This window comes from Litoreibacter sp., assembly GCF_058136045.1.
Genome location: NZ_JBYVDD010000004.1, coordinates 200,962 through 222,011, shown reverse-complemented (window position 1 = coordinate 222,011; position 21,050 = coordinate 200,962). Strand labels below are relative to the sequence as shown.

Here is a 21,050-nt window from a genome sequence, read left to right as displayed (position 1 = left end):
TGGGGCGGTGCGGTGAACACTAGCATCGGTGCGGTCACCTTAATTGGGAATTAAAGTAGTCATGGCTGAGACGCATGTGCCTTGTTTCGATAACTCCTATGCTCGATTGCCCGCGCGGTTTTACGCCAAGCTGTCGCCCACTCCAGTACGTGATCCGAGCCTTTTGGCGGTGAATGAAAGCCTAGCGACCCAAATGGGGTTGGACATTGACTGGCTGCGCTCGTCTGCGGGGCTGGCGATGTTGGCGGGCAATGTGATGCCTGCGGGCGCGGAGCCATTGGCGCAGGCCTATGCGGGGCATCAATTTGGCGGTTGGTCACCACAGTTGGGCGACGGGCGTGCGAATGTTTTAGGCGAGGTCGTAGGTCCTGATGGCGCGCGCTGGGATATTCAGTTGAAAGGTTCCGGCCCGACGCCATTTTCTCGGCGCGGTGACGGGCGTGCGGGGCTTGGTCCGGTGATGCGCGAATACATCGTCAGTGAAGCAATGCACGCTCTTGGGGTGCCAACAACGCGCGCCCTTGGGGCCGTGCGCACAGGTGAGCGGGTGCAGCGTGAAACGGGTGTGCCGGGGGCCATTTTGACCCGCACGGCGGCCTCTCATATCAGGGTGGGGACGTTTCAATACTTTGCTGCGCGCCATGACCGCGAGGCTTTAGAATTGCTGTTGGGTGAGGCAATCAGGCGTCATTACCCAGAGGTTGAGCAGGGCGACGCGTTGGGGTTTCTAGAGGCCGTGGTCAAGGCGCAGGCGGCTCTTGTGGCGAAATGGATGGGGGTTGGTTTTATCCATGGCGTGATGAACACCGACAACACCCATGTGGGCGGGCTGACGATTGATTACGGGCCATGTGCCTTCATGGATGCCTATCATCCGGCAATGGTGTTCTCGTCCATCGACCAGCAGGGGCGCTATGCTTATCAGGGGCAGCCAGAGATATTGGTGTGGAACCTTGCGCAATTGGCGTCGTGCTTATTGCCGTTGATTGAGGACGACAGCGACAAGGCAGTGGCCGCCGCACAGGACGTTCTGGCGGAGTTTGGCACGCATTATACTGCCGCTTGGAAGCAGGTGTTTCTCGCCAAGATTGGCCGTGCGATCGGCGGGGATGGCGAGGTGGCCCTGATCCAAGATCTACTGATCCGTATGGCCGATAATCAGGCGGATTTCACCCTGACGTTTCGCGCTATGGCGCAGGGGCAGGGCGCGCGCGATCAGTTTGTTGACCCGACAAGCTATGACGCATGGGCTAAGGGCTGGGGCGGTGGTGATGAGGTACTTATGCGCGCGGCTAATCCGGCGTTTATTGCGCGCAATCACCGCATTGAGGATGCCATTCAAGCGGGGATTGCGGGCGACGACGCGCCATTCCACCGCCTCGTTGAGGTGCTGAAACACCCCTTTGAGGACCAGCCAGAGCACGCAGATTTACGCCAACCCCCGACCGAGCAGCAACGCGTGCGTCAGACCTTTTGCGGCACCTGAGCCTTAGGCGCGCGGTTGATGAGTGCGATGCCCACCACCACTAAAATCAGCGCGCCGATGATCGAGACGCTGATCTTTTCGCCCAATAGGAACCAGCCCATCAGCACCGATAACACCGGCGACAGGAACGAGAAACTCGCGACGCCCGAGGCAGGGTAAATCGACATCAGCCAAAGCCAAAAGATGAAGGCAAAGGTGGCAATCGCCACGATTTGGAATGCCATTGCGGCGTAGTGGATCGGTGTTGGATTGCGAATGAGCGGGCCGAACAACGGGGCCACGGCAAGCAACACCACCGCCGAGATCAGCACTTGATAAAAGAGCTGCACCTCCGGGCGGACGGTCTTTAATGGCGTGGCCTTCACCAGCAAGATCGTGATGGCCCACCCAATGGCGGCCCCGAGCGCGCAAAGATCGCCAATTAGCGAGGTCTCGCCGCCCGTGTTTTGATCCAAGATGGCCCAAGCCACACCCGTAAAGGCAATCAACAAGCCGAAGGATTTGCGCGCGGTAAGGCGGTCTCCGGGGATGATGAAATGCGCGGAGAGAGCCAGCCAAACGGGCATGGAATAAAAGATCACCGAGGCGCGCGAAACCGATGTCAGATCTAGCGCGGTGAACAGCATCAAGAACTCGACCGAGAACACCAAGCCGATAAGGATGGCGGACGGGATCACCGCACGCGGCAACGACACGCTCATGCCGCGCCACCACATCCAGATGAGAATGCAAAACACCGCCCCCGCCGAGCGCGCGCCAGCAAAGAACACCGGCTGGAAAGCCTCGCTGGCGACTTTGATGACCACTTGGTTAAAGGCCAGCAGCAGCGCGAGGCCGATCAGCGATGTCGCGCCAAATGTGTCGATGTGATTTTTGGGGTGCATGGGGGCTCCGGATGGGTTGGCCTATTCCAATGCGATAATGGCTAAGGTTGTCAATCTTGGCGCGCAATTGCGGCTGGCTTGCGGGACTAAATAAGATAAGTTGGCCGAAACATGCCCCCGCCGTATTCACGCGGGTACCAAGGCAAAACAGTGACGGAGCCACACATGACCCTTTTGCAGATCGCATCGCTATTGCTGGTATTGGCGGCGGCCTTTGGCACCCTGAACTACCTGTTTCTCAAGTTGCCGTCCTCCATCGGCATTTTGATCGTGGCACTTTTGGCCTCGCTTGGAGTGATGGGGGTTGATCTGGTCGCGCCGCAACTTGGCATGGCGGATCAGGTGCGTTCGGTGGTCAAGTCCATCGACTTCTCGCAAGCCTTGCTGGAGGGCATGTTGGGTCTGTTGCTATTTGCCGGTGCGCTGCATGTGAAACTGGCAGATTTGCGCGGTGAATGGCGCGTGGTGGCCCTGATGGCGACCTTGGGGGTGGGGCTTTCTACCGTGGTTGCGGGCTTCGGGTTCGCGTGGCTTACTGGCATGCCGATTATGATCGCGCTGGTATTCGGCGCGCTGATCTCGCCCACGGATCCGGTGGCGGTGCTGGGGGTGTTGCGTCAAGCGAACCTTAAGAAAAGCATGGAGACCAAGATCGCGGGCGAGAGCCTGTTCAACGATGGCGTGGGCTATGTGGTGTTCTTGGTGTTGGTGGGCATTGCCTTTCCGGCCATGGATGCCCACGGCGAGAGCCATGGCGGCGGCGGGTTGGCGGATGCGGCGAAGCTGTTCTTGCAAGAGGCCGTCGGCGGCGCGCTTTTGGGTGTCGTGCTGGGCTGGCTGACATTTCGCGTGATGCGGCGGATTGATGAATACTCGCTAGAGGTTTTGATCACCTTGGCGCTGGCCTTCGGCGGCTATTCGCTCGCGGTGTATCTGCATGTGTCTGGCCCGGTCATGGCCGTGTGTGCAGGGCTGTTCATCGGGGATGTTGGCACCAAATATGGCATGTCAAAACTGACCCGCCAATACGTGGATGGCTTTTGGAAGCTGATCGACGAGATATTGAACGCGGTCTTGTTTTTGTTGATCGGGTTTGAGGTTTTCGCGGTTGCGTTCTCCATGGAGGGGCTGACTGCGGGGGCTTTGGCAATTGTGCTGGCCTTGCTGGCAAGGCTGGTGGCGGTGGCTGTGCCGATTATGATTTTGCGCCCGTTTCGCGAGTTTTCAAAAGGCGTGATCCCGATCATGACTTGGGGCGGATTGAAGGGGGGCATTTCGGTCGCATTGGCGCTGTCGTTGCCGGAAAACGAGTGGAAACCGCTGATCCTGACCGCGACCTATGTGGTGGTGATCTTCTCAATCATCGTGCAGGGCCTGACCGTAGCCCCCTTGGCGACCCGTTTGGGGCGTGAGCCGGAACTGGTCTAACTTTCCCCCTAGACGGCTGGGACCCTTGCCCTCATTCTTGGTCGGGAAGGGCCCCGTTGCGGTGGCCTGCTGCCTTGAACGGAGAAATATATAATGTCGATGATGAATATGGTTGCCAAAATGGCCGTTGGTTTTGCTGTCGCTAAGGGGATGCAACAGGTCCAAAAATCTGGTGGGCTTGGTAAAATAATGGAGAGCCTCTCGGGGGCTGCTGGCGGTGCGCGCGGTGGTACAAGCAGTGCAGGCGGCCTTGGTGGACTGGGTGACATCATGGGCAGCTTGACCGGCGGAAGCTCTAGTGGAGCGGCTGGTGGCCTTGGCGGGCTGGGCGATATTTTAGGTGGCCTGACGAAAGGTGCGGGCGGTGCTGCGACAAGTGGCATGGGCGGCCTTGGTGACATTTTGGGCGGCTTGACGGGCGGCGCTGGTGGCGCGGCTGCGGGCGGCCTTGGTGGCCTTGGTGGCTTGCTTGGCGGTTTGGCGAATGCGCGCACGGGGGCCTCGGCAGGCTCGCTTGAAGATTTGCTGGGCCAAGACAATCCGGCCGAGGAGCCTGCGGAAGAAGATACCGCAGGGCTGATGGTCCGCGCTATGGTTATGGCTGCGCGTAGCGATGGGGAAATTGATGCCACCGAGAAAGAAACACTGATGGCGACCATCGGTGAGGATGCAAGCGCTGAAGACATGGCGTTTGTGCGCGAGGCCTTGAATGCGCCGGTCGATGCGGCCGCTTTGGCTGCGGACACTCCGAAAGGTGTGGAGACACAGGTTTATTCAATGTCGGTGATGGCGATTGAGCCAAGCAATCAGGCAGAGGCCAAGTTCCTTCACGAGTTGGCAACTTCGCTGGGCATTCGTCAGGCAACTGCCAATGAAATCCACGACAGCTTTGGCGTGCCGCGTCTTTATAGCTAAACTCGCCTGACGCGCCTGAATTGATAGCGCAAACAATAAGATAGTGACGCCGTGCCCCGCAATGGGTGCGGCGTCCTGTTACTTGCACCCGTCTCACTCGGCAGCGTAGACCTAGCGTCAACGACCGGAGGAGGAGGGATCAAAATGACATATTCAGACGTATATAAGCGCTCGCTTGACGACCCAAACGGGTTTTGGATGGAGCAGGCAGAGGCCATTGATTGGGTGCAAAAACCTTCCAAGGCGCTGTTTTCCGACAATGCTCCGCTGTATGAATGGTTCAAGGATGCCAAGGTTAACACCTGCTATAATGCCATCGACCGCCATGTTGAGGCAGGCAATGGCGACCGTGTGGCGATCATCTATGACAGCCCGGTCACCCATACCAAACACGAGATCACCTATTCCGAATTGCTGACCCGCGTGGCCTCGCTTGCGGGGGCGTTGCGCGCCAAAGGTGTCGAAGCTGGTGACCGCGTGATCATCTATATGCCGATGGTGCCAGAGGCCTTGGAGGCGATGCTGGCGTGTTCTCGCATCGGGGCGATCCACTCGGTGGTGTTTGGCGGGTTTGCTGCCAACGAGCTGGCCGTGCGTATTGACGACGCGACGCCTAAAGCCATCATCGCCAGCTCTTGCGGCATCGAGCCGGGGCGCGTTGTGCATTACAAACCCCTGCTGGACGGCGCGATCGAGCTGGCCAGCCATAAGCCTGAGTTCTGCGTGATTTTCCAGCGCGAGCAGGAAGTGGCGCAACTGATTGAGGGGCGCGACTATGACTGGCACGGCTTCCAGTTTGGCGTCGAGCCTGCGGAATGTGTGCCAGTGTCCGGCGATCACCCCGCCTATATCTTGTATACCTCTGGCACCACGGGCCAGCCCAAGGGCGTTATTCGGCCAACTGCGGGCCATCTGGTGGCGCTGAACTGGACGATGAAAAACCTCTATGATCTGGAGCCGGGCGATGTGTTCTGGGCGGCCTCAGATGTCGGCTGGGTCGTGGGGCATAGCTATATTTGCTACGGTCCGCTGATCCACGGGAATACCACCGTGGTGTTTGAAGGTAAGCCGATCGGGACACCTGACGCAGGCACATTCTGGCGTGTGGTTGAGGAGTATAAAGTCAAAAGCTTCTTCTCTGCGCCGACAGCATTTCGTGCAGTGAAACGTGAAGACCCCGAAGGGGAGTTGATCAAAAACTACGACCTGTCTTGCCTGAAGAACGTCTATCTGGCGGGCGAGCGCGCGGACCCCGATACGATTGAGTGGATGCAAACCCATCTTGGCAAGCCGATCATCGACCACTGGTGGCAGACCGAGACGGGCTATGCCATTGCGGCAAACCCGATGGGGATCGAGCCGCTGCCGGTTAAGGTTGGTTCGCCCACGGTGGCGATGCCGGGCTATGATGTGCAGGTCTTGGATGAGGGTGGCCACCCGATGGAACCCGGAGAGCTGGGCGCGATTGCGATTAAATTGCCGCTGCCTCCGGGGACGTTGCCAAACCTGTGGAACGCCGAAGAGCGGTTCGTCAAAAGCTACCTCACAGCCTTCCCTGGCTACTATGAGACTGGCGATGCGGGCATGATCGACGAGGACGGATACCTCTATATCATGGCGCGCACAGATGATGTGATCAACGTGGCAGGTCACCGCCTGTCAACGGGCGGCATGGAGGAAGTTCTCGCAGGCCACCCGGACGTGGCCGAATGCGCCGTGATCGGTGTTGCCGATGCGCTGAAAGGGCAAGCCCCGATGGGTTTTGTGTGCCTGAACAGTGGCGTAGATCGCCCGCACGAGGATATCGTTAAAGAGATCGTCAAACGGGTGCGTGACCAAATCGGCCCGGTGGCAGCATTCAAGCTGGCCTGTGTCGTGGACCGTTTGCCCAAGACGCGTTCGGGCAAAATTTTGCGTGCGACGATGGTGTCCATTGCGGATGGCAAGGACTACAAAATGCCTGCGACCATTGATGATCCGGCTATTCTCGACGAGATCACGGTGGCGCTTAAAGGCTTGGGTTACCCGGCAACATAGGCCGCTTGGCCCCGCCCGATGGGATAGCTCCCGCGGGCGGGCGCCACAAAAGCTCTCTTTGACATGTCGTTTCCCCATGTTTTTCCGGTTGCGAGGCATTGAAACTCTGGGCTGTGCGCTTCACTATCGCGCGGAATGTCTAAGGGGATGGAAATGTCTGATCTGCTGCCTCATGCGCTGTCGGTTCGCGAGAACGCTCATGCGCCCTATTCCAAGTTTCAAGTCGGTGCTGCTTTGCGGACCAAGGCTGGCACAGTCTTTGTGGGCTGCAACGTAGAAAACGTGGCCTACCCCGAGGGCACCTGCGCCGAGGCCGGAGCAATTGCAGCCATGGTCGCCGCGGGCGAGCGGGAGATTGTTGAGGTTTGCGTCGTGGCAGGGTCCCCCACGCCAGTGCCGCCCTGTGGTGGGTGTCGCCAAAAGCTGGCAGAATTTGCGAGCGGCGATGTACCGGTGACGATGGCCACAGTTGGTGGCGTGTCGGAACGCTCCACGGTTGCGGGCCTGTTGCCCGGCGCATTTGATGCGGGGCATATGGCGTAGAATATGGACGCAGCTCAGATCATAGGAAAAATTCGCATGCGCCAAGGCGTGAGCGCCGCCGAGTGCCGCTGGTTTGGCAAAGCCTTGGCGGAAGAACACGGCGTGAGCGACGCGCAGGCCGGCGCCTTCGCGATGGCTGTGGCGATGGAAGGGCTGGGCGCTGAGGGCCGCGTGGGCCTGACGGAAGGCATGCGCGACAGCGGCGATGTGTTGCGCTGGAAACTGCCCGGTCCGGTCTTGGATAAGCACTCCACGGGCGGGGTGGGTGATCCGGTCTCGATGGTTTTGGCCCCGGCATTGGCCGTCTGTGGTGCCTATGTTCCGATGGTCTCGGGGCGTGGTTTGGGCCACACGGGCGGCACGCTGGACAAGCTGGAATCAATACCGGGGTATGTCAGCAATGTCTCGCCCTCTAAGTTGCAAAATGTGGTGCGCGATGTGGGCTGCGCCATCGTCGGCGCGTCTGGCCAAGTCGCCCCCGCCGATCGCCGCCTTTATGCGATCCGCGATGTGACCTCGACCGTGGACAGCATCGACTTAATCACCGCCTCGATCCTTGCCAAAAAGCTGGCGGCGGGGCTGCAAGGGTTGGTGCTGGATGTTAAAACTGGCTCCGGCGCTATTTTGTCCGATCCGGCGCAGGCCAAGCGCTTGGCCTACTCGTTGGTTGAGGTGGCCAAAGGGGCAGGCTGCCCCACAACCGCGCTGATCACAGATATGTCTCAACCCTTGGCGACCGCTGCGGGCAACGCGGTTGAAATCCGTGCCGTTATGGAGGCGCTGACCAGCAGCAAGCAGTCGCGATTGCGCGAGGTGGCGCTGGCTTTGGGGGCTGAATTGCTGGGCAATTGCAAACAGATGAAGGTCGACACCGAGGCCGCGTGGAATATGCTCAACACTGCCATTACATCCGGGGCCGCCGCCGAGCAGTTTTGCCGGATGGTGGCCGCACTTGGTGGCCCGACAGACTTTGACGAGAGCTGGCGGTTTTGCCTGCCCGAGGCCAACATCGTGCGCGAAGTTCTGCCTTTGGCGACAGGCTACATTCGCGCGATTGATACACGCTCTTTGGGGTTTGCGGTGGTTGAGTTGGGCGGCGGGCGTCGCCGCGAAACAGATAGAATTGATCCCTCGGTTGGCCTGTCGAATCTAAGCCGTATTGGGGCGAAAGTTGATAAAACAACACCCTTGGCAATGGTTCATGCCGCCACGGAAGAGGCTGCGGCCAAAGCCGAACGCGCAGTCCGAAAGGCCTTTCAAATAAGCGGTGCAAGTGTTGCTGCGCCTGATTTATTCCTTGATCGGGTGGCCGTGTGAGCCGGGTTTTTCTGGTCGTTCTCGACTCGGTCGGCTGCGGTGGCGCGCCCGATGCGGCACTGTTTGGCGACGAAGGCTCAAACACCTTGGGCCACATCCATGCGCAAACCCCACTGTCTATGCCAAACCTTATGCGTCTGGGGTTGGGACAGGCTGCAAAGCTTCAAAATGGCATCGCGCCGCAGGGTCTATACGGCGTCGCGCGCGAGGTCTCGTTGGGCAAAGATACGCCATCGGGGCATTGGGAGTTGGCGGGCGTTCCGGTCCCTTGGGATTGGCACTATTTTCCCGACACGCAGCCTAGTTTTCCCTCAGAGATCACAGACGCCGTTGCTGCGTTTTGTGGGGTGAGCGGCATCTTGGGGAATTGCCATGCATCGGGCACGGAAATCATTGCGCGGCTGGGTGAGGAGCACATGCGCAGCGGACTGTCGATTTGCTATACCTCTGCGGACAGCGTGTTTCAAATAGCGGCCCATGAGGAGAGCTTCGGGCTGGAGCGTTTGATGGATTTGTGCCGCCACATAGCCCCCATGTTGCATGGTATGAACGTGGGCCGGGTTATCGCGCGGCCTTTCGTCGGGACGGATAAGACGAGCTTCGAGCGCACGAAAAACCGGCATGATTTTGCAATGGAAATTCCGTTGCCGACACTGTTGGATTGGGCCAAAAGTGATGGTCGCGCCACCTATGGGATCGGCAAGATTGGCGATATTTTCTCGGATCGCGGCATTGATGAGAGTCGTAAAGGTTTCGATGATGCCTTGATGGGGCACTTGTCGGATTTGGTTGACGAGGCCCCAGATGGCGCGCTGGTATTTGCAAATTTTGTGGAATTTGACAGCCTTTATGGCCACCGTCGCGATGTGAGCGGGTATGCGGCGCATCTGGAATGGTTTGACGCGGCAATCGGGCCGGTGATGGCCAAATTGCGCGAAGGTGACTTGATGTTGTTCACCGCAGACCATGGAAATGACCCCACTTGGCGCGGCACAGAACACACGCGTGAGCAAGTCCCGGTCGTGGCCATTGGTGTTGGTACGCGCGACATTGGACAAGTTATGTTTGTAGACGTTGCAGCCTCGGTCGCGGATCATTTGGGGCTGTCTAATCGCGGCCCAGGGCGGAGTTTTCTGTGATTGAAATCCCTAAAATAGAGCTGCATTTACATATCGAGGGGGCTGCTCCACCCGATTTCATTCGCGGTTTGGCGCAAGAGAAAGACGTTAACCTCGCGGGGGTGTTTGCTGAAGATGGATCCTACTGCTTTGAGGATTTTGCCCAATTTCTGCGCACTTACGAGGCCGCATGCACCGTTTTGACTGGCCCTGAAGAGTTCGCGCGCCTGACCACGGCGGTGTTGGAGCAATCGGCTGAGCAGGGTGTGATCTATACCGAGATGTTCTTGTCCCCCGATTTTTGCGGCGGCGGGGATGTTGGCGCATGGCGGGAATATGCGCAGGCGATGCAAGAGGCCGCCGCCAGTGTGCCGGACATTGAGATGCGTGGCATCGTGACCTGTATTCGCCATTTCGGGCCGGATCAGGCCAAAACGGCAGCTATGTGTGCGGCTGAGACCGCGGGTGATTTTATCACCGGTTTCGGCATGGGCGGTGACGAGAGCCATGGGGAGCAGGGCGACTTTGCCTATAGTTTTGATATGGCCCGCGAGGCCGGTTTGCGCCTGACCACCCACGCTGGCGAATGGGGTGGAGCCACCTCCGTTTGGCAGGCCCTGCGTGATTTGAAGGTTGAGCGCGTGGGGCATGGCGTGCAGTCCATTGAGGACCCCAAGCTGATTGATTATCTAATTGAACATGGCATCGTGTTAGAAGTTTGTCCCGGCTCGAACGTGGCTCTTGGGGTGTATCCTGCGTGGGACAAGCACCCGATTGAGCAGCTGCGCGCGCGCGGTGTTCCAGTGACCGTTTCAACGGATGACCCTCCATTTTTTCACACCACTTTGCGTGACGAATACGATCGCCTTGCGGATACGTTCGGCTGGGATGATGAGACCGTGCGAGAGGTCAATGTCACCGCCGCGAAGGCCGCGTTCTGTGACGAGCCGACCCGCGAAAAATTACTTAAGAAACTGGAGCCAGTCACATGAATGATACCCCGCACCTGACCATTGTTGATCACCCTTTGGTGCAGCACAAGCTGACCCTCATGCGTGAAAAGACGACCTCTACGGCAGTGTTTCGTCAGTTGTTACGCGAGATCAGCCAGTTTTTGGCCTATGAGGTGACCCGCAACCTTGCGATGGAAACCAAGCGTATCGAGACCCCGGTAGAGGCCATGGATGCGCCAACGCTGGCGGGGCGAAAACTGGCGCTGATCTCGATCCTGCGTGCGGGCAACGGGTTGCTGGACGGTATGCTAGAGCTGATCCCAAGCGCCCGCGTGGGCTTTGTCGGGCTGTACCGCGACGAGGAAACTCTGAAACCGGTCCAGTACTACTTTAAGGTGCCAGAGCATATGGACGAGCGCATGGTGATTGCTGTTGATCCGATGCTGGCGACCGGTAATTCCTCGGTCGCGGCGATTGATTTGTTGAAAAAATCTGGTGCAAAGAACATCCGATTCTTATGCCTGCTGGCAGCGCCTGAGGGCATTGCGCGGATGAAAGAGGCCCACCCAGACGTGCCGATTGTGACAGCTTCGGTGGATAGTCACTTGAATGACAATGGATATATTGTTCCGGGGCTAGGGGATGCGGGTGACCGGATGTTTGGCACTAAATAAGGTAGTTTCTGCCTTGCTTTGATTGTGTGGCTGTTGCATTGTAACCACTATATTTAGTGGGGACTGATATGCGACTTTTGCGACTGCTTTCTGTAGTGACGTTGGCGTTGAGCATGGGGCTCATTGGCGCGGATGCGAAAAATTTGCGCGGCGACAACGGCCCGGCGGAGACGCCGCCCGCCTCCTACAAGGGGAAGCAATACGTAGACAGTCGTGGGTGTGTCTACATTCGCGCTGGCTATTCCGGCAATGTAACTTGGGTGCCGCGGGTGACGCGGTCTCGCAAGCTTGTTTGTGGCACGACATCGGTTGTGAAGTCCAAAACCCGAACCGCGAAGGCACCACAAGTTGTGCGCAAGACGACGTCCCGTGTTCCGGCTAACGCCAAGATCGTGAGCCGCAAGGTGAAGGTGATCCCGCCACAACGAACCACCACCACTCGCATCGCGCGCAAAACCGTTGCGGGCCCCCGGACGCAAACCCGTGTGGTGCGCCGCGTAGCGCCACAGCCACAAACTCGCGTTGCCCGCCGGACGGTTGTTGCACCAAAAGTACAGACCCGTGTGGTGCGCCAGCAAGCGGCACCACGTCGTGCCACAGCGCAGCCGCGGGTGGTCTATCGCTGCTCCGATGCCAGCGATTTCAGCTCGCAATTCATCAACAAGGGCGCGCGTTGTGGACCGCAAAGGACAAGCCCGCGTAACGTTGTGCGTGAAGAAATATCACCGCAAAGCAGCAACACCTATCGCGGGCAGCTGGCGGGCCCCAAGGGCGTGAACCGTAAGATCGCGGAAGCCCGGTTGCCGCTGCCTAAGGGGCATAAAAAGGCTTGGACTGATGGGCGCTTGAACCCGTTGCGCGGTGTCGGCACGTCGTCTGGAAAAGCGCAAATGTCGCTGGTTTGGTCAAACACCGTGCCGCGCCATCTGGTTGACCCTGCCACGGGAAAACGGGCTACTCCTGCCCAAAAGAAGGTCTTTGGTCTTTTTTGAGAGCGGTTATTGGGCGCAAATATCTTGCAGGCTGATCCAGTCACCGTCTGATAGCAGGCGTGGGGTTTCGGCCCCTCGAAACGGGTCAGCTTCGATCAAATCTAATGTGCTCTCTCCCGTGATGTCGATTGCGTACGCATATGGGGTCGAGGCAACTTTTGCAGCGGCAAAGCGCTCCAGCAGAAAATCGGCGCTAGGGATAGGGAGCGGGGCCGCCAAAAGGGTCTCGGCGTAATCGCGCAGCACATCATCCTCAATCTGCCCTGTGGTCAGTAGATGCAACGTCGCAAAACCACCTGTGGAGGTAAGTAAAGTTTGCATCGGATCCGTCGCGCGGGCTTGTTCAGTGGCGACAAGCATATGGCCCGCAGCAACGTCGGCGGCGTCATGATCCTCGACCACGGTGCGGTTCAGCAGCAGCAGCCCGCCGGGTAAATACAACGCATTTTGCGGCCCGGACGGAACGACATAAACCTTGCGCAGATCATCGTCCATGACCCGCGACTTAAGGCGCGCCAAAGCAGCGGTGCCAAGGGTGGAGCGGCAGGTGTCGCCAGTGAGCCGTGTCATGTGACCCAGAAGGGCGGTGCCAATCGCCAAACGTTTGCTGTCTGGCACTACAGAGACCGCGTGACGCACAAGTGCGCCGGGAAGCCACAAATACCCCAAAGCACCGATTGCAGTGATCAGGCCGGTGAAAATATAGAGCCGCAAACGGCCACGTTGAGGACGGCGCTTGGCGACGGTTTTACGGACCTTTTCGATGGCGTCGATCAGGGTCGCGTCTTCCAGCTCCAATTCCTCAGAGGCGTCAGGTCCGGGGCGAAACAGGGCAGGGCGCGCGCCGGGGTTGATCCGCTCGACTGCCGGCAGGGACCAGTGGGCCAGTGCGGTGTCGGTCTTGTCACGGATGATTAACGTGGCGTCTCCGAAGGAAATCAGCACGTCACGACGCTGGGCATCGGGGCTTTCGCGCCAAATGCCGGTAGAGTCCAACCGTTCGTATTCTTTGAGCGCCGTCATCTGCGGTCCGCTTCCTTGCTCGATGTTATTTTTATTTATTGAGGGCAGTGTAGCGTGTTGCGCCTGCCCACTCAATGGGGGTGTGAGGGCGCGGGTTTTGACCTAAATGTGCCTAAATGTGCCTGTGGCCCTAGATGTTTTGATGGGGCTTTGCCCCAAACCCCAGAGCGCTTTAGTCAGGTGATGTTTAAAGAGATTTGGCCTGTGTGCGCAGTTCAAACTTTTGGATTTTACCGGTCGAGGTTTTTGGTAGCTCTTGGAAGATTATCTGCTTTGGGGTCTTGAACCCTGCCAAACTGGCCCGTGCATGGGCAATCAGCTCAGCCTCGCTGACCTGCGCTGTGTCTTTCAGTTCGACAAAGGCGCAGGGCACCTCGCCCCATTTGTCGTCGGGCTTTGCCACCACGGCGCAAAGGGACACGGCAGGGTGGGACATGAGGACCGCTTCGACCTCGACCGAAGAGACGTTTTCGCCACCGGAGATGATGATGTCCTTGGCGCGGTCGGAAATTTGGATGTGGCCGTCGGGATGTTGGATGGCGATGTCACCGGAATGGAAATGGCCCCCTTGGAAAGCCTCCTCGGTGGCTGACGGGTTCTTATAGTAGCCTTTCATCACCGAGTTCCCGCGCATGACGATCTCGCCCTGAGTGGCCTTATCCATAGGGATTTGCGTGTTTTCCTCGTTCACCACGGTGACATATTCCATCATTGGCATGGCGATGCCTTGGCGGGCTTTTAGGGACGGTTTGTCCTCTTCTGGGGTCGCGTCCCAATCGGGATTCCACAGGGCCTCGGTAACGTGACCGTAGGTTTCGGTCAGCCCGTAGACATGTGTGACGTTGAAGCCGAGGGCTTCGATGGCGTGCAAGGTTGTCGGTGCGGGCGGGGCGCCTGCGGTGAAGACCTCGACCTGCTGGGTGAAGGGTTTTCGATCCTCGGGCGGGGCGTTGACGATCATGTTTAGCACAATCGGCGCGCCGCCAAAATGTGTGACGCCCTCGTCCGCGATGGCGGTGTAGATGGCTGCGGCAGTGACATCGCGGCAGCAATGCACCGTCCCACCCAGCACGGGCATCATCCAAGTGTGGTTCCACCCGTTGCAGTGAAACAGCGGCACGATGGCAAGGAACTTCGGGCGCAATTGCATCCGCCACGAGATCACCGTGCCCATGGTCATCAGGTAGGCTCCGCGGTGGCTGTATACGACGCCTTTAGGCCGCCCCGTGGTGCCGGAAGTGTAGTTGAGCGCGAGGCTTTCCCACTCGTCTTCGGGCATGTGCCAAGGGGCGTCGGGTTGCCCAGTTGCCAGTAGGTCTTCATAGGTCGGATGGCGCCCCGTAGCGGGAAAGCCTGCCTGTGTGTCCGGCACTTCGATGATGTCAGGGCCACCGCCATCGCAAGCATATTTGGCGGCCTCGGCCAGTGGCAGAAATTCGGTGTCGCAGAGGACCAGCTTGGTCTCGCTATGTGCAAAAATATAGGCCACCGTGCCGGGGTCGAGGCGCGTGTTGATGGTATTGAGAACCGCGCCGCAAGCAGGCACGCCGAAATGGGCCTCGGCCTGCGCGGGCAGATTGGGAATGATCGTTGAAACCACGTCTCCCGGTTTGATGCCATGTGCCGTTAGGGCTGAGGCGAGGCGCGAGACCCGCGCGTGGTATTCGGGGTAAGTGAGGCGGGCAGAGCCATAGACCAGTGCCTCTTGGGTGGGAAACGCGAGGCACGCGCGGTTGAGGTGTGACAGTGGCGTAAGTGGTACGTAATTGGCGGCATGTTTTTGCAGCCCTACCTCGTCAGACATCCAACCCATTGTCATTTCCCTCGTTGCAGGTAAATCTATAGGTGAGCTTGCCTAACGTGGTTTGAGTTGGGAAGGGGTAATCTGTTGGAGAGTGGTAAATGATTATCTCAAAGGGGCGTAATTTCATCTTTGTGCACATCCCTAAGACCGGGGGGACGTCCATGGCGCTGGCCTTGGAAGGCAAGGCGATGGCAGATGATATCATGCTGGGCGACACGCCAAAGGCGCGCAAGCGCAGGCGTCGGGTTCAAGATGTTGAGGCGGCGGGGCGGCTTTGGAAGCATTCAACACTGCGCGATATTGTTGGGTTGATCCCGCAAAGCCAAGTTGACGAGGCCCGGGTGTTTACCATGGTGCGAAACCCGTGGGATCGCATGGTGAGCTATTACCACTGGCTGCGCGCGCAAAGCTTTGAGCACTCTGCTGTGAGGTTGGCACAAGAGCTGACGTTCAGCCAGTTTGTGCATCATCCGCAGACTGTGGCAGCTTTTCGGACCACGCCTTACAGTGCATATGTGACGACCGCACAGGGGCGCGAGCATTGCGCGCTTTATGTCAGGTTAGAGCATCTGGACGAGGATTTGCCGAAACTGGAGGCTTTGATTGGTTGCAAGCTGGGCGACTTCCCCCACGACAATAAGTCCGAGCGCGGGGATTACCGCGATGCCTATAGTCTTGCCGATAGAAATTTGGTGACGGAGATGGCGGCTCCTGATGTTGCGCGCTTTAACTATCGGTTCTGATTGTTCTCAATTCGAACACAATTCGCCTCAAAATGACCTTTTTGCTGCCCAACCAAGGTCGCGAGTGAAGGGCATCCTAACCTCAATCAGAAATGAACTGACAGGTGTGGGACATGTTTTTCAAATCGAGCCGTAAGACTTCCAATGTAGAACCGTTGGTTCTGACAACCGCCCCAAGCGCGGGCATTTTCGCAGGCACAAAGATTGCCACCCGCAATCGCTGGGTACCGGTTGAAGAGCTGGAAGTTGGCGACATGGTGCTAACCGCAGAAAACGGCGAGCAGGAAGTCATTGACATTGAAGTGCGTGATCTGAGTTTGGTCTCGGCCAAAGCAGCCGCTGGTCAATGGCCGTTGTTGGTGCCTGAGGGCGCGATTGGCAATGACCACGCTATGTTGGTGGCCCCCGATGCCCGCCTTGTGATTGAGGATGAGGCCGCAGGTGTGCTGTTTGGCGAGGCTTGTGTGTCAGTTCGTGCTGAAAACCTGATTGGTTACCGCGGTATCTCCCGTGCCCGGGTGAAGGGCGACCTGACCCATGTGACGATCGGTTTCGAGGATGCGCAGACCTTGGTTGTTGAGGGTGGCGTATTTCTAGATATTTCCGCAGCCAACGGCGTGCAGCGCTTTACTCCCTTAAATGATCGTCAATCGCGTTTGCTGATGCGCAACATGGGCGAAGCTGATCGTAAGGAACGTGCACGCCCCATGGCTGCCGGCTGGATATGAGGCGAAGTCAAAGTTTCTCCGAAACTTTGAAAACAATTTCTCTGTGAGAAATTGGCTATGTCGCGATTGTGGCGGCCTTATATGCAAAGCAGAATACTTCTAGGCGAGGGGTGGAAAAGCCCAGCGTCTTTCCGGGCTTTTCCAAATTCTTACGCTGCGGTTTTTGTTGGATCGAACCGGCCATAAAAGCTTTGGTTTTTCGCGGCCATGTCTTCCAGTAAATCCGGGGCCTTGAACCGTTCGCCATGCTTTTGTGCCAAGGCATTTGTGGTCTCGGCCGCCCAAGGTGTTCCAACCATGTCGAGCCATGACAGCGGCCCGCCCGACCATGGCGCGAAGCCCCAGCCCAAAATTGCGCCCACATCGCCTTCGCGAATGTCCATCAGAACGCCTTCATCCAGAGCGCGCACGGCTTCCAGAACTTGTGCGAATAACAGGCGGTTTTGCACTTCTGTTAGCTCTGGTTGCGCGTCAGATTGTGGGTATTTAGCCGCGAGCCCGTCCCATAATAGCTGGCGTTTGCCCTTGTCATCGTAAGAATAGAAGCCTGCGTTGGACTTGCGGCCCAAACGACCTTCGGCTTCCATCCAGAACAAAACATCGTCCACGGCACCGTCAGGATAGGCGTCGCCCATGGCGGCTTTGGTGGCTTTGGCAATCTTCACGCCCAGATCAATCGAGGTCTCATCGACCAGCTGCAATGGACCCAGCGGCATGCCTACCAATTTGGCGGCGTTCTCGATCAAAGCGGGGTTCACGCCCTCTTTGAGCATACGAATGCCCTCGTTGATGTAGGGGATGATGCAACGGTTGGCATAGAAGAAGCGCGCATCATTGACCACGATGGGCGTTTTGCGGATTTGGCGCACAAAATCCAGTGCCTTAGCTACAGCGCGGTCGCCAGTTTTAGCCCCTTTGATAATCTCGACCAGCAGCATTTTATCAACCGGAGAGAAGAAGTGGATGCCGATGAACTGTTCCTCATCTGCGCTGGCTTTGGCCAATTCTGTGATCGGCAAGGTCGAGGTGTTGGAGGCAAAGATGCAATCCGGCCCGGTGATGGCTTGCACTTTCTTGGTCACCTCAGCCTTCACACCCATGTCCTCAAACACAGCTTCGACGACCAGATCACAGCCTTTCAGCGCGTCGTAGTCAGTCGTGGCGTTGATCAGGGCCAGCATGGCCTCTTTCTTCTCTGGCGTGGCTTTTTTGCGTTTGATGCCCTTGTCCATATAGTCTGCGGAATAGGCTTTGCCCTTGTCAGCGGACTCTTGTTTGGCGTCGATCAAGACAACTTCGATCCCAGCCAATGCCGAGACCAACGCGATGCCGGCCCCCATCATGCCCGCGCCGATGACGCCAACCTTAGAGACCTTTTGGTCGGCTACGTCAGGGCGCACAGCGCCTTTTTCCAGCGCCTCTTTGTTGATGAACAGCGTGCGGATCATGTTGCCCGAGGAGGGGTTCATCAGCACGTTGGTGAACCAGCGCGCCTCGATTTTGATGGCGGTGTCAAACGGCACCATTGCCCCCTCATAGACCGCAGACAGTAGCGCTTTGGCGGCTGGGTAGACGCCTTTGGTATTGCCATTGACCATGGCAGAGGCACCAACGAAGGTCATGAAACCAGCGGGGTGGTAAGGCGCGCCACCGGGCATTTTGTAGCCTTTTTCGTCCCATGGCTTCACGATGCTAGGCGACGACAGCACCCATTCCTTGGCGGCCGAGAGCAGCTTATCGGCTGGCACAACCTCGTCGATTAGCCCTGCCATTTTAGCTTTCTTCGGGTCGCTTAATTTGCCTTCCAGCAGGAACGGCGAGGCAGCCATGGCCCCCATTTTGCGCACAAGGCGTGTGGTGCCGCCCATACCAGGAAAGATGCCGACCTTGATTTCTGGCAGGCCGATTTTGGCCTTAGGGTTGTCTGCCACAAAGATGCGGTGGCAGGCCAACGGGATCTCAAACCCGATGCCAAGGCCGGTGCCCTGCATGGCGCAAGCAATGGGTTTACCGCCTTTGTTGGTCTTCGGGTCCATGCCGCCGCGCTCGATCTTGCGCAACACGGCGTGGGTTGCCATCAGCCCGTCCATAAGGCCTTGCGCGGGGTTGTCGCCCGCACTTTCTTTCATCTTGGCGATGATGTTGAGGTCCATGCCACCGGCAAATGACCCCTCCTTCCCAGAGGTGATGATCACGCCCTTGATGGCATCATCTGCCAAGGCCTGATCAATCAGCGCGTCGAGGTCATAGAACCCTTGTTGGTTCATGACATTCATCGACTTGCCGATCGTGTCCCAAGTGATGGTGGCGACGCCATCGGCGTCTGTTTTCATTGTAAAATCGGTCATTTATGTATCTCCCTTGTGGCGGAGTAGATGTGTTTCTTGTCAAAACAGAAGGCGCTGATTGGCATGGGGGTTATGCCTAGGGTGTCAGAGCCCAAAACTGCTTCATGAGTGAGTGTTCAAGTGAAATGGTGCGCCAAACGCCATCTTCGCGCCGCAGCATCATCTCGGATTGGAAAGGGTCAATTACACGGGTGCCACGGCGTAACAGTTCGGTCTCATATTTCCCGCGAATAATATCCGGGCCCAAGCGCGTTGAAGAACGCATGGTTCGGATCATGTCGGTGGCTTGCTGTGCTTTCATAAGGCGCATCCAAAATTCGAACCGATCTAGCAAATCTTTGCGGGTCGATATGACGGAGGCCCCCTCTGCGGTCCACACGGTAGCGGGTAAAGACGTCGTGTCGGCAAAAGCGTCAAAGTCGCCTGCCATGAAGTAGCCCGTCACAGTGTCGAGCCATGCTTGAAAATCAAAACTAGTTAAATCAGACCCCATGAGTTTTCCTATACCCTTTCGATGATTGTGGCTGCGCCCATGCCGGAGGCAACGCAAAGCGTGGCAAGGCCAACTTCTTTGTCAGAGCGCTCTAACTCATCAAGCAACGTGCCGATGATGATTGCACCAGTCGCACCCAGCGGGTGACCCATAGCGATCGAGCCGCCATTGACGTTGACCTTGCTGTCATCGACATCAAAAGCCTGCATGAAGCGCAAGACAACAGAAGCAAAAGCCTCATTGACCTCAAACAGATCAATGTCGGAGATGCTCATGCCTGAGGTCTTCAAGATGTGGTGCGTTACGGGTACTGGCCCAGTCAGCATGATGGTAGGGTCAGTGCCAATCTTGGCCGTGGCGCGAATACGGGCGCGTGGTTTCAGGCCATTTGCCTCGCCAAATTCTTTGGAGCCGATCAAAATAGCCGCAGAGCCATCAACAATCCCTGACGAATTCCCCGCATGGTGGATGTGGTTGATTTTCTCCAGATGCGGATACTTCATCAATGCGATTTTATCGAAGCCGGGCATCATTTCCCCCATCGCTTGGAAGGCAGGGTTCAGGCCGCCAAGCGACTGCATGTCGGTCTGCGGGCGCATGTATTCGTCGGTGCTCAGAATTTCCAAGCCGTTTTGGTCGCGGATAGTGATCAGCGACTTGGTAAAGCGGTTGTCATCCCATGCAGCCTTGGCGCGGCGCTGGCTTTCTACACCAAGGGCGTCGGCTTGCTCGCGGCTGAAGCCGTATTCGGTCGCAATGATGTCGGCAGAAATGCCTTGCGGTACAAAATACGTGTCCATCGCGATGCTTGGGTCAACAGCGATTGCCGCCCCGTCGGAGCCCATGGGAACGCGGCCCATCATCTCGACACCACCCGCGATATAGGCGTCACCTGCACCACCTTTGATCTGGTTTGCGGCGATGTTCACGGCTTCCATGCCCGAGGCGCAGAAACGGTTGATCGACAGGCCGGGGATGGATTGATCCAACTCCGAGGCCAGCACTGCGGTACGTGCGAGGCAGCCGCCTTGCTCCATAACTTGGGTGGCGTTGCCCCAGATCACATCCTCGACGGCGTGACCCTCTAGGCCGTTGCGATCTTTGAGGGCGTTCAAAATTTGGGCGGACAACCGTGCCGCTGTTACCTCGTGCAAGCTGCCGTCTTTGCGGCCTTTGCCGCGCGGGCTGCGCACGGCGTCATAGATATAGGCTTCAGCCATAGGGAATCTCCTCCATTAAATTTAGGATCCCGACCCAAGCGACGACGCTGCATATCAGCGCCCCCACTCCAAGCGGGAGTTTGTAGATGGCTAAGGCGATGATTGCCTTGCCAAATTTCGGTGTTCGTAAAGCCAACACGATGGCGCCAGCGATGGCTGGCAGGACGAGTCCCAAGCCATAAGCACCTGCCATCAGCAACATGAAAAATGCGCACCAGCCTGTAAACATTGCGACGGCAGAGCCGAATTTATCACGCGGCGCGTTGTCCTCGGCGCGGATGAGCGCCAGCGTTAAGGTGCATAGGATCATGCCAAGAAGGAAGGCTGCGAGGATCATGCGCGTA

Annotated in this window: 19 protein-coding genes; 12 read left to right on the top strand and 7 right to left on the bottom strand. The window is 57.8% G+C overall.

The features are described 5' to 3' along the window. Nucleotides 1-61: 61 nt before the first annotated feature. Entirely contained in the window at nucleotides 62-1,486 is a 1,425-nt protein-coding gene (locus tag AC3Y7R_RS06500) for a protein adenylyltransferase SelO (RefSeq protein ID WP_490041212.1), read from the top strand. Here the strand turns inward: AC3Y7R_RS06500 and AC3Y7R_RS06495 are convergent. Beyond that, a complete protein-coding gene (locus AC3Y7R_RS06495; RefSeq protein WP_490041211.1) occupies nucleotides 1,465-2,370 on the bottom strand; it encodes a DMT family transporter in 906 nt (301 codons plus the stop codon). The two genes, AC3Y7R_RS06500 and AC3Y7R_RS06495, sit on opposite strands and share 22 nt — an antisense overlap. Nucleotides 2,371-2,535: 165 nt before the next feature. Between AC3Y7R_RS06495 and AC3Y7R_RS06490 the strand changes: the two genes are divergently transcribed. The 9 genes from AC3Y7R_RS06490 to AC3Y7R_RS06450 all read left to right on the top strand — a co-directional run bounded on the left by AC3Y7R_RS06490 (nucleotide 2,536) and on the right by AC3Y7R_RS06450 (nucleotide 12,347). Continuing rightward, nucleotides 2,536-3,798, top strand: a complete 1,263-nt coding sequence (locus tag AC3Y7R_RS06490) for a cation:proton antiporter (protein WP_490041210.1) — start codon at nucleotides 2,536-2,538, stop codon at nucleotides 3,796-3,798. Nucleotides 3,799-3,891: 93 nt separating this feature from the next. Further along, nucleotides 3,892-4,713: a DUF533 domain-containing protein gene (locus tag AC3Y7R_RS06485; protein WP_490041209.1), complete on the top strand. Its 822-nt coding sequence runs from the start codon at nucleotides 3,892-3,894 to the stop codon at nucleotides 4,711-4,713. A 144-nt stretch (nucleotides 4,714-4,857) separates the two neighbouring features. Then, nucleotides 4,858-6,750, top strand: a complete 1,893-nt coding sequence (gene prpE / locus AC3Y7R_RS06480) for a propionate-CoA ligase PrpE (protein ID WP_490041208.1) — start codon at nucleotides 4,858-4,860, stop codon at nucleotides 6,748-6,750. 153 nt (nucleotides 6,751-6,903) lie between these two features. Further along, nucleotides 6,904-7,293, top strand: a complete 390-nt coding sequence (locus tag AC3Y7R_RS06475; protein ID WP_490041207.1) for a cytidine deaminase — start codon at nucleotides 6,904-6,906, stop codon at nucleotides 7,291-7,293. 3 nt (nucleotides 7,294-7,296) lie between these two features. After that, entirely contained in the window at nucleotides 7,297-8,610 is a 1,314-nt protein-coding gene (locus AC3Y7R_RS06470) for a thymidine phosphorylase (RefSeq protein ID WP_490041206.1), read from the top strand. Further along, a complete protein-coding gene (locus tag AC3Y7R_RS06465) occupies nucleotides 8,607-9,749 on the top strand; it encodes a phosphopentomutase (RefSeq protein WP_490041205.1) in 1,143 nt (380 codons plus the stop codon). Before AC3Y7R_RS06470 ends, AC3Y7R_RS06465 begins: the two co-directional genes overlap by 4 nt. After that, entirely contained in the window at nucleotides 9,749-10,720 is a 972-nt protein-coding gene (locus tag AC3Y7R_RS06460; protein ID WP_490041412.1) for an adenosine deaminase, read from the top strand. Before AC3Y7R_RS06465 ends, AC3Y7R_RS06460 begins: the two co-directional genes overlap by 1 nt. Continuing rightward, nucleotides 10,717-11,355, top strand: a complete 639-nt coding sequence (upp, locus tag AC3Y7R_RS06455; RefSeq protein WP_490041204.1) for a uracil phosphoribosyltransferase — start codon at nucleotides 10,717-10,719, stop codon at nucleotides 11,353-11,355. Before AC3Y7R_RS06460 ends, upp begins: the two co-directional genes overlap by 4 nt. A gap of 68 nt (nucleotides 11,356-11,423) precedes the next feature. Further along, the gene (locus AC3Y7R_RS06450; protein WP_490041203.1) at nucleotides 11,424-12,347 is read left to right on the top strand and encodes a hypothetical protein; all 924 of its coding nucleotides are present in this window, start codon (nucleotides 11,424-11,426) and stop codon (nucleotides 12,345-12,347) included. Between the two features lie 6 nt (nucleotides 12,348-12,353). On the opposite strand, the gene AC3Y7R_RS06445 is transcribed toward AC3Y7R_RS06450, so the two are convergent. Continuing rightward, nucleotides 12,354-13,370: a hypothetical protein gene (locus AC3Y7R_RS06445; protein WP_490041202.1), complete on the bottom strand. Its 1,017-nt coding sequence runs from the start codon at nucleotides 13,368-13,370 to the stop codon at nucleotides 12,354-12,356. A gap of 187 nt (nucleotides 13,371-13,557) precedes the next feature. Continuing rightward, a complete protein-coding gene (locus AC3Y7R_RS06440; RefSeq protein ID WP_490041201.1) occupies nucleotides 13,558-15,183 on the bottom strand; it encodes an AMP-binding protein in 1,626 nt (541 codons plus the stop codon). Nucleotides 15,184-15,272: 89 nt separating this feature from the next. On the opposite strand from AC3Y7R_RS06440, the gene AC3Y7R_RS06435 reads away from it, so the two are divergent. Both AC3Y7R_RS06435 and AC3Y7R_RS06430 read left to right on the top strand, forming a co-directional pair. Then, the gene (locus AC3Y7R_RS06435) at nucleotides 15,273-15,917 is read left to right on the top strand and encodes a sulfotransferase family 2 domain-containing protein (protein ID WP_490041200.1); all 645 of its coding nucleotides are present in this window, start codon (nucleotides 15,273-15,275) and stop codon (nucleotides 15,915-15,917) included. A gap of 113 nt (nucleotides 15,918-16,030) precedes the next feature. Then, nucleotides 16,031-16,645, top strand: a complete 615-nt coding sequence (locus tag AC3Y7R_RS06430; RefSeq protein ID WP_490041199.1) for a Hint domain-containing protein — start codon at nucleotides 16,031-16,033, stop codon at nucleotides 16,643-16,645. Nucleotides 16,646-16,794: 149 nt separating this feature from the next. Here the strand turns inward: AC3Y7R_RS06430 and AC3Y7R_RS06425 are convergent, their stop codons facing one another. The 4 genes from AC3Y7R_RS06425 to AC3Y7R_RS06410 all read right to left on the bottom strand — a co-directional run bounded on the left by AC3Y7R_RS06425 (nucleotide 16,795) and on the right by AC3Y7R_RS06410 (nucleotide 21,043). After that, a complete protein-coding gene (locus AC3Y7R_RS06425) occupies nucleotides 16,795-18,993 on the bottom strand; it encodes a 3-hydroxyacyl-CoA dehydrogenase NAD-binding domain-containing protein (protein ID WP_490041198.1) in 2,199 nt (732 codons plus the stop codon). Nucleotides 18,994-19,069: 76 nt separating this feature from the next. Continuing rightward, complete coding sequence (locus AC3Y7R_RS06420; protein WP_490041197.1) at nucleotides 19,070-19,486, bottom strand: hypothetical protein; 417 nt, start codon at nucleotides 19,484-19,486, stop codon at nucleotides 19,070-19,072. An 8-nt stretch (nucleotides 19,487-19,494) separates the two neighbouring features. Beyond that, the gene (locus AC3Y7R_RS06415) at nucleotides 19,495-20,706 is read right to left on the bottom strand and encodes an acetyl-CoA C-acetyltransferase (RefSeq protein ID WP_490041196.1); all 1,212 of its coding nucleotides are present in this window, start codon (nucleotides 20,704-20,706) and stop codon (nucleotides 19,495-19,497) included. Next, entirely contained in the window at nucleotides 20,699-21,043 is a 345-nt protein-coding gene (locus AC3Y7R_RS06410) for a hypothetical protein (protein WP_490041195.1), read from the bottom strand. The genes AC3Y7R_RS06415 and AC3Y7R_RS06410 overlap by 8 nt, the downstream gene beginning before the upstream one ends. Between the last annotated feature and the right edge of the window lie 7 nt (nucleotides 21,044-21,050).

Bases quoted from the DNA above. Each gene is read 5' to 3' on its own strand.
- AC3Y7R_RS06500 (WP_490041212.1), top strand. From the start codon at position 62: ATGGCTGAGACGCATGTGCCTTGTTTCGATAACTCCTATGCTCGATTG.
- AC3Y7R_RS06495 (WP_490041211.1), bottom strand. From the start codon at position 2,370: ATGCACCCCAAAAATCACATCGACACATTTGGCGCGACATCGCTGATC.
- AC3Y7R_RS06490 (WP_490041210.1), top strand. From the start codon at position 2,536: ATGACCCTTTTGCAGATCGCATCGCTATTGCTGGTATTGGCGGCGGCC.
- AC3Y7R_RS06485 (WP_490041209.1), top strand. From the start codon at position 3,892: ATGTCGATGATGAATATGGTTGCCAAAATGGCCGTTGGTTTTGCTGTC.
- prpE (WP_490041208.1), top strand. From the start codon at position 4,858: ATGACATATTCAGACGTATATAAGCGCTCGCTTGACGACCCAAACGGG.
- AC3Y7R_RS06475 (WP_490041207.1), top strand. From the start codon at position 6,904: ATGTCTGATCTGCTGCCTCATGCGCTGTCGGTTCGCGAGAACGCTCAT.
- AC3Y7R_RS06470 (WP_490041206.1), top strand. From the start codon at position 7,297: ATGGACGCAGCTCAGATCATAGGAAAAATTCGCATGCGCCAAGGCGTG.
- upp (WP_490041204.1), top strand. From the start codon at position 10,717: ATGAATGATACCCCGCACCTGACCATTGTTGATCACCCTTTGGTGCAG.
- AC3Y7R_RS06450 (WP_490041203.1), top strand. From the start codon at position 11,424: ATGCGACTTTTGCGACTGCTTTCTGTAGTGACGTTGGCGTTGAGCATG.
- AC3Y7R_RS06445 (WP_490041202.1), bottom strand. From the start codon at position 13,370: ATGACGGCGCTCAAAGAATACGAACGGTTGGACTCTACCGGCATTTGG.
- AC3Y7R_RS06440 (WP_490041201.1), bottom strand. From the start codon at position 15,183: ATGGGTTGGATGTCTGACGAGGTAGGGCTGCAAAAACATGCCGCCAAT.
- AC3Y7R_RS06435 (WP_490041200.1), top strand. From the start codon at position 15,273: ATGATTATCTCAAAGGGGCGTAATTTCATCTTTGTGCACATCCCTAAG.
- AC3Y7R_RS06430 (WP_490041199.1), top strand. From the start codon at position 16,031: ATGTTTTTCAAATCGAGCCGTAAGACTTCCAATGTAGAACCGTTGGTT.
- AC3Y7R_RS06425 (WP_490041198.1), bottom strand. From the start codon at position 18,993: ATGACCGATTTTACAATGAAAACAGACGCCGATGGCGTCGCCACCATC.
- AC3Y7R_RS06420 (WP_490041197.1), bottom strand. From the start codon at position 19,486: ATGGGGTCTGATTTAACTAGTTTTGATTTTCAAGCATGGCTCGACACT.
- AC3Y7R_RS06415 (WP_490041196.1), bottom strand. From the start codon at position 20,706: ATGGCTGAAGCCTATATCTATGACGCCGTGCGCAGCCCGCGCGGCAAA.
- AC3Y7R_RS06410 (WP_490041195.1), bottom strand. From the start codon at position 21,043: ATGATCCTCGCAGCCTTCCTTCTTGGCATGATCCTATGCACCTTAACG.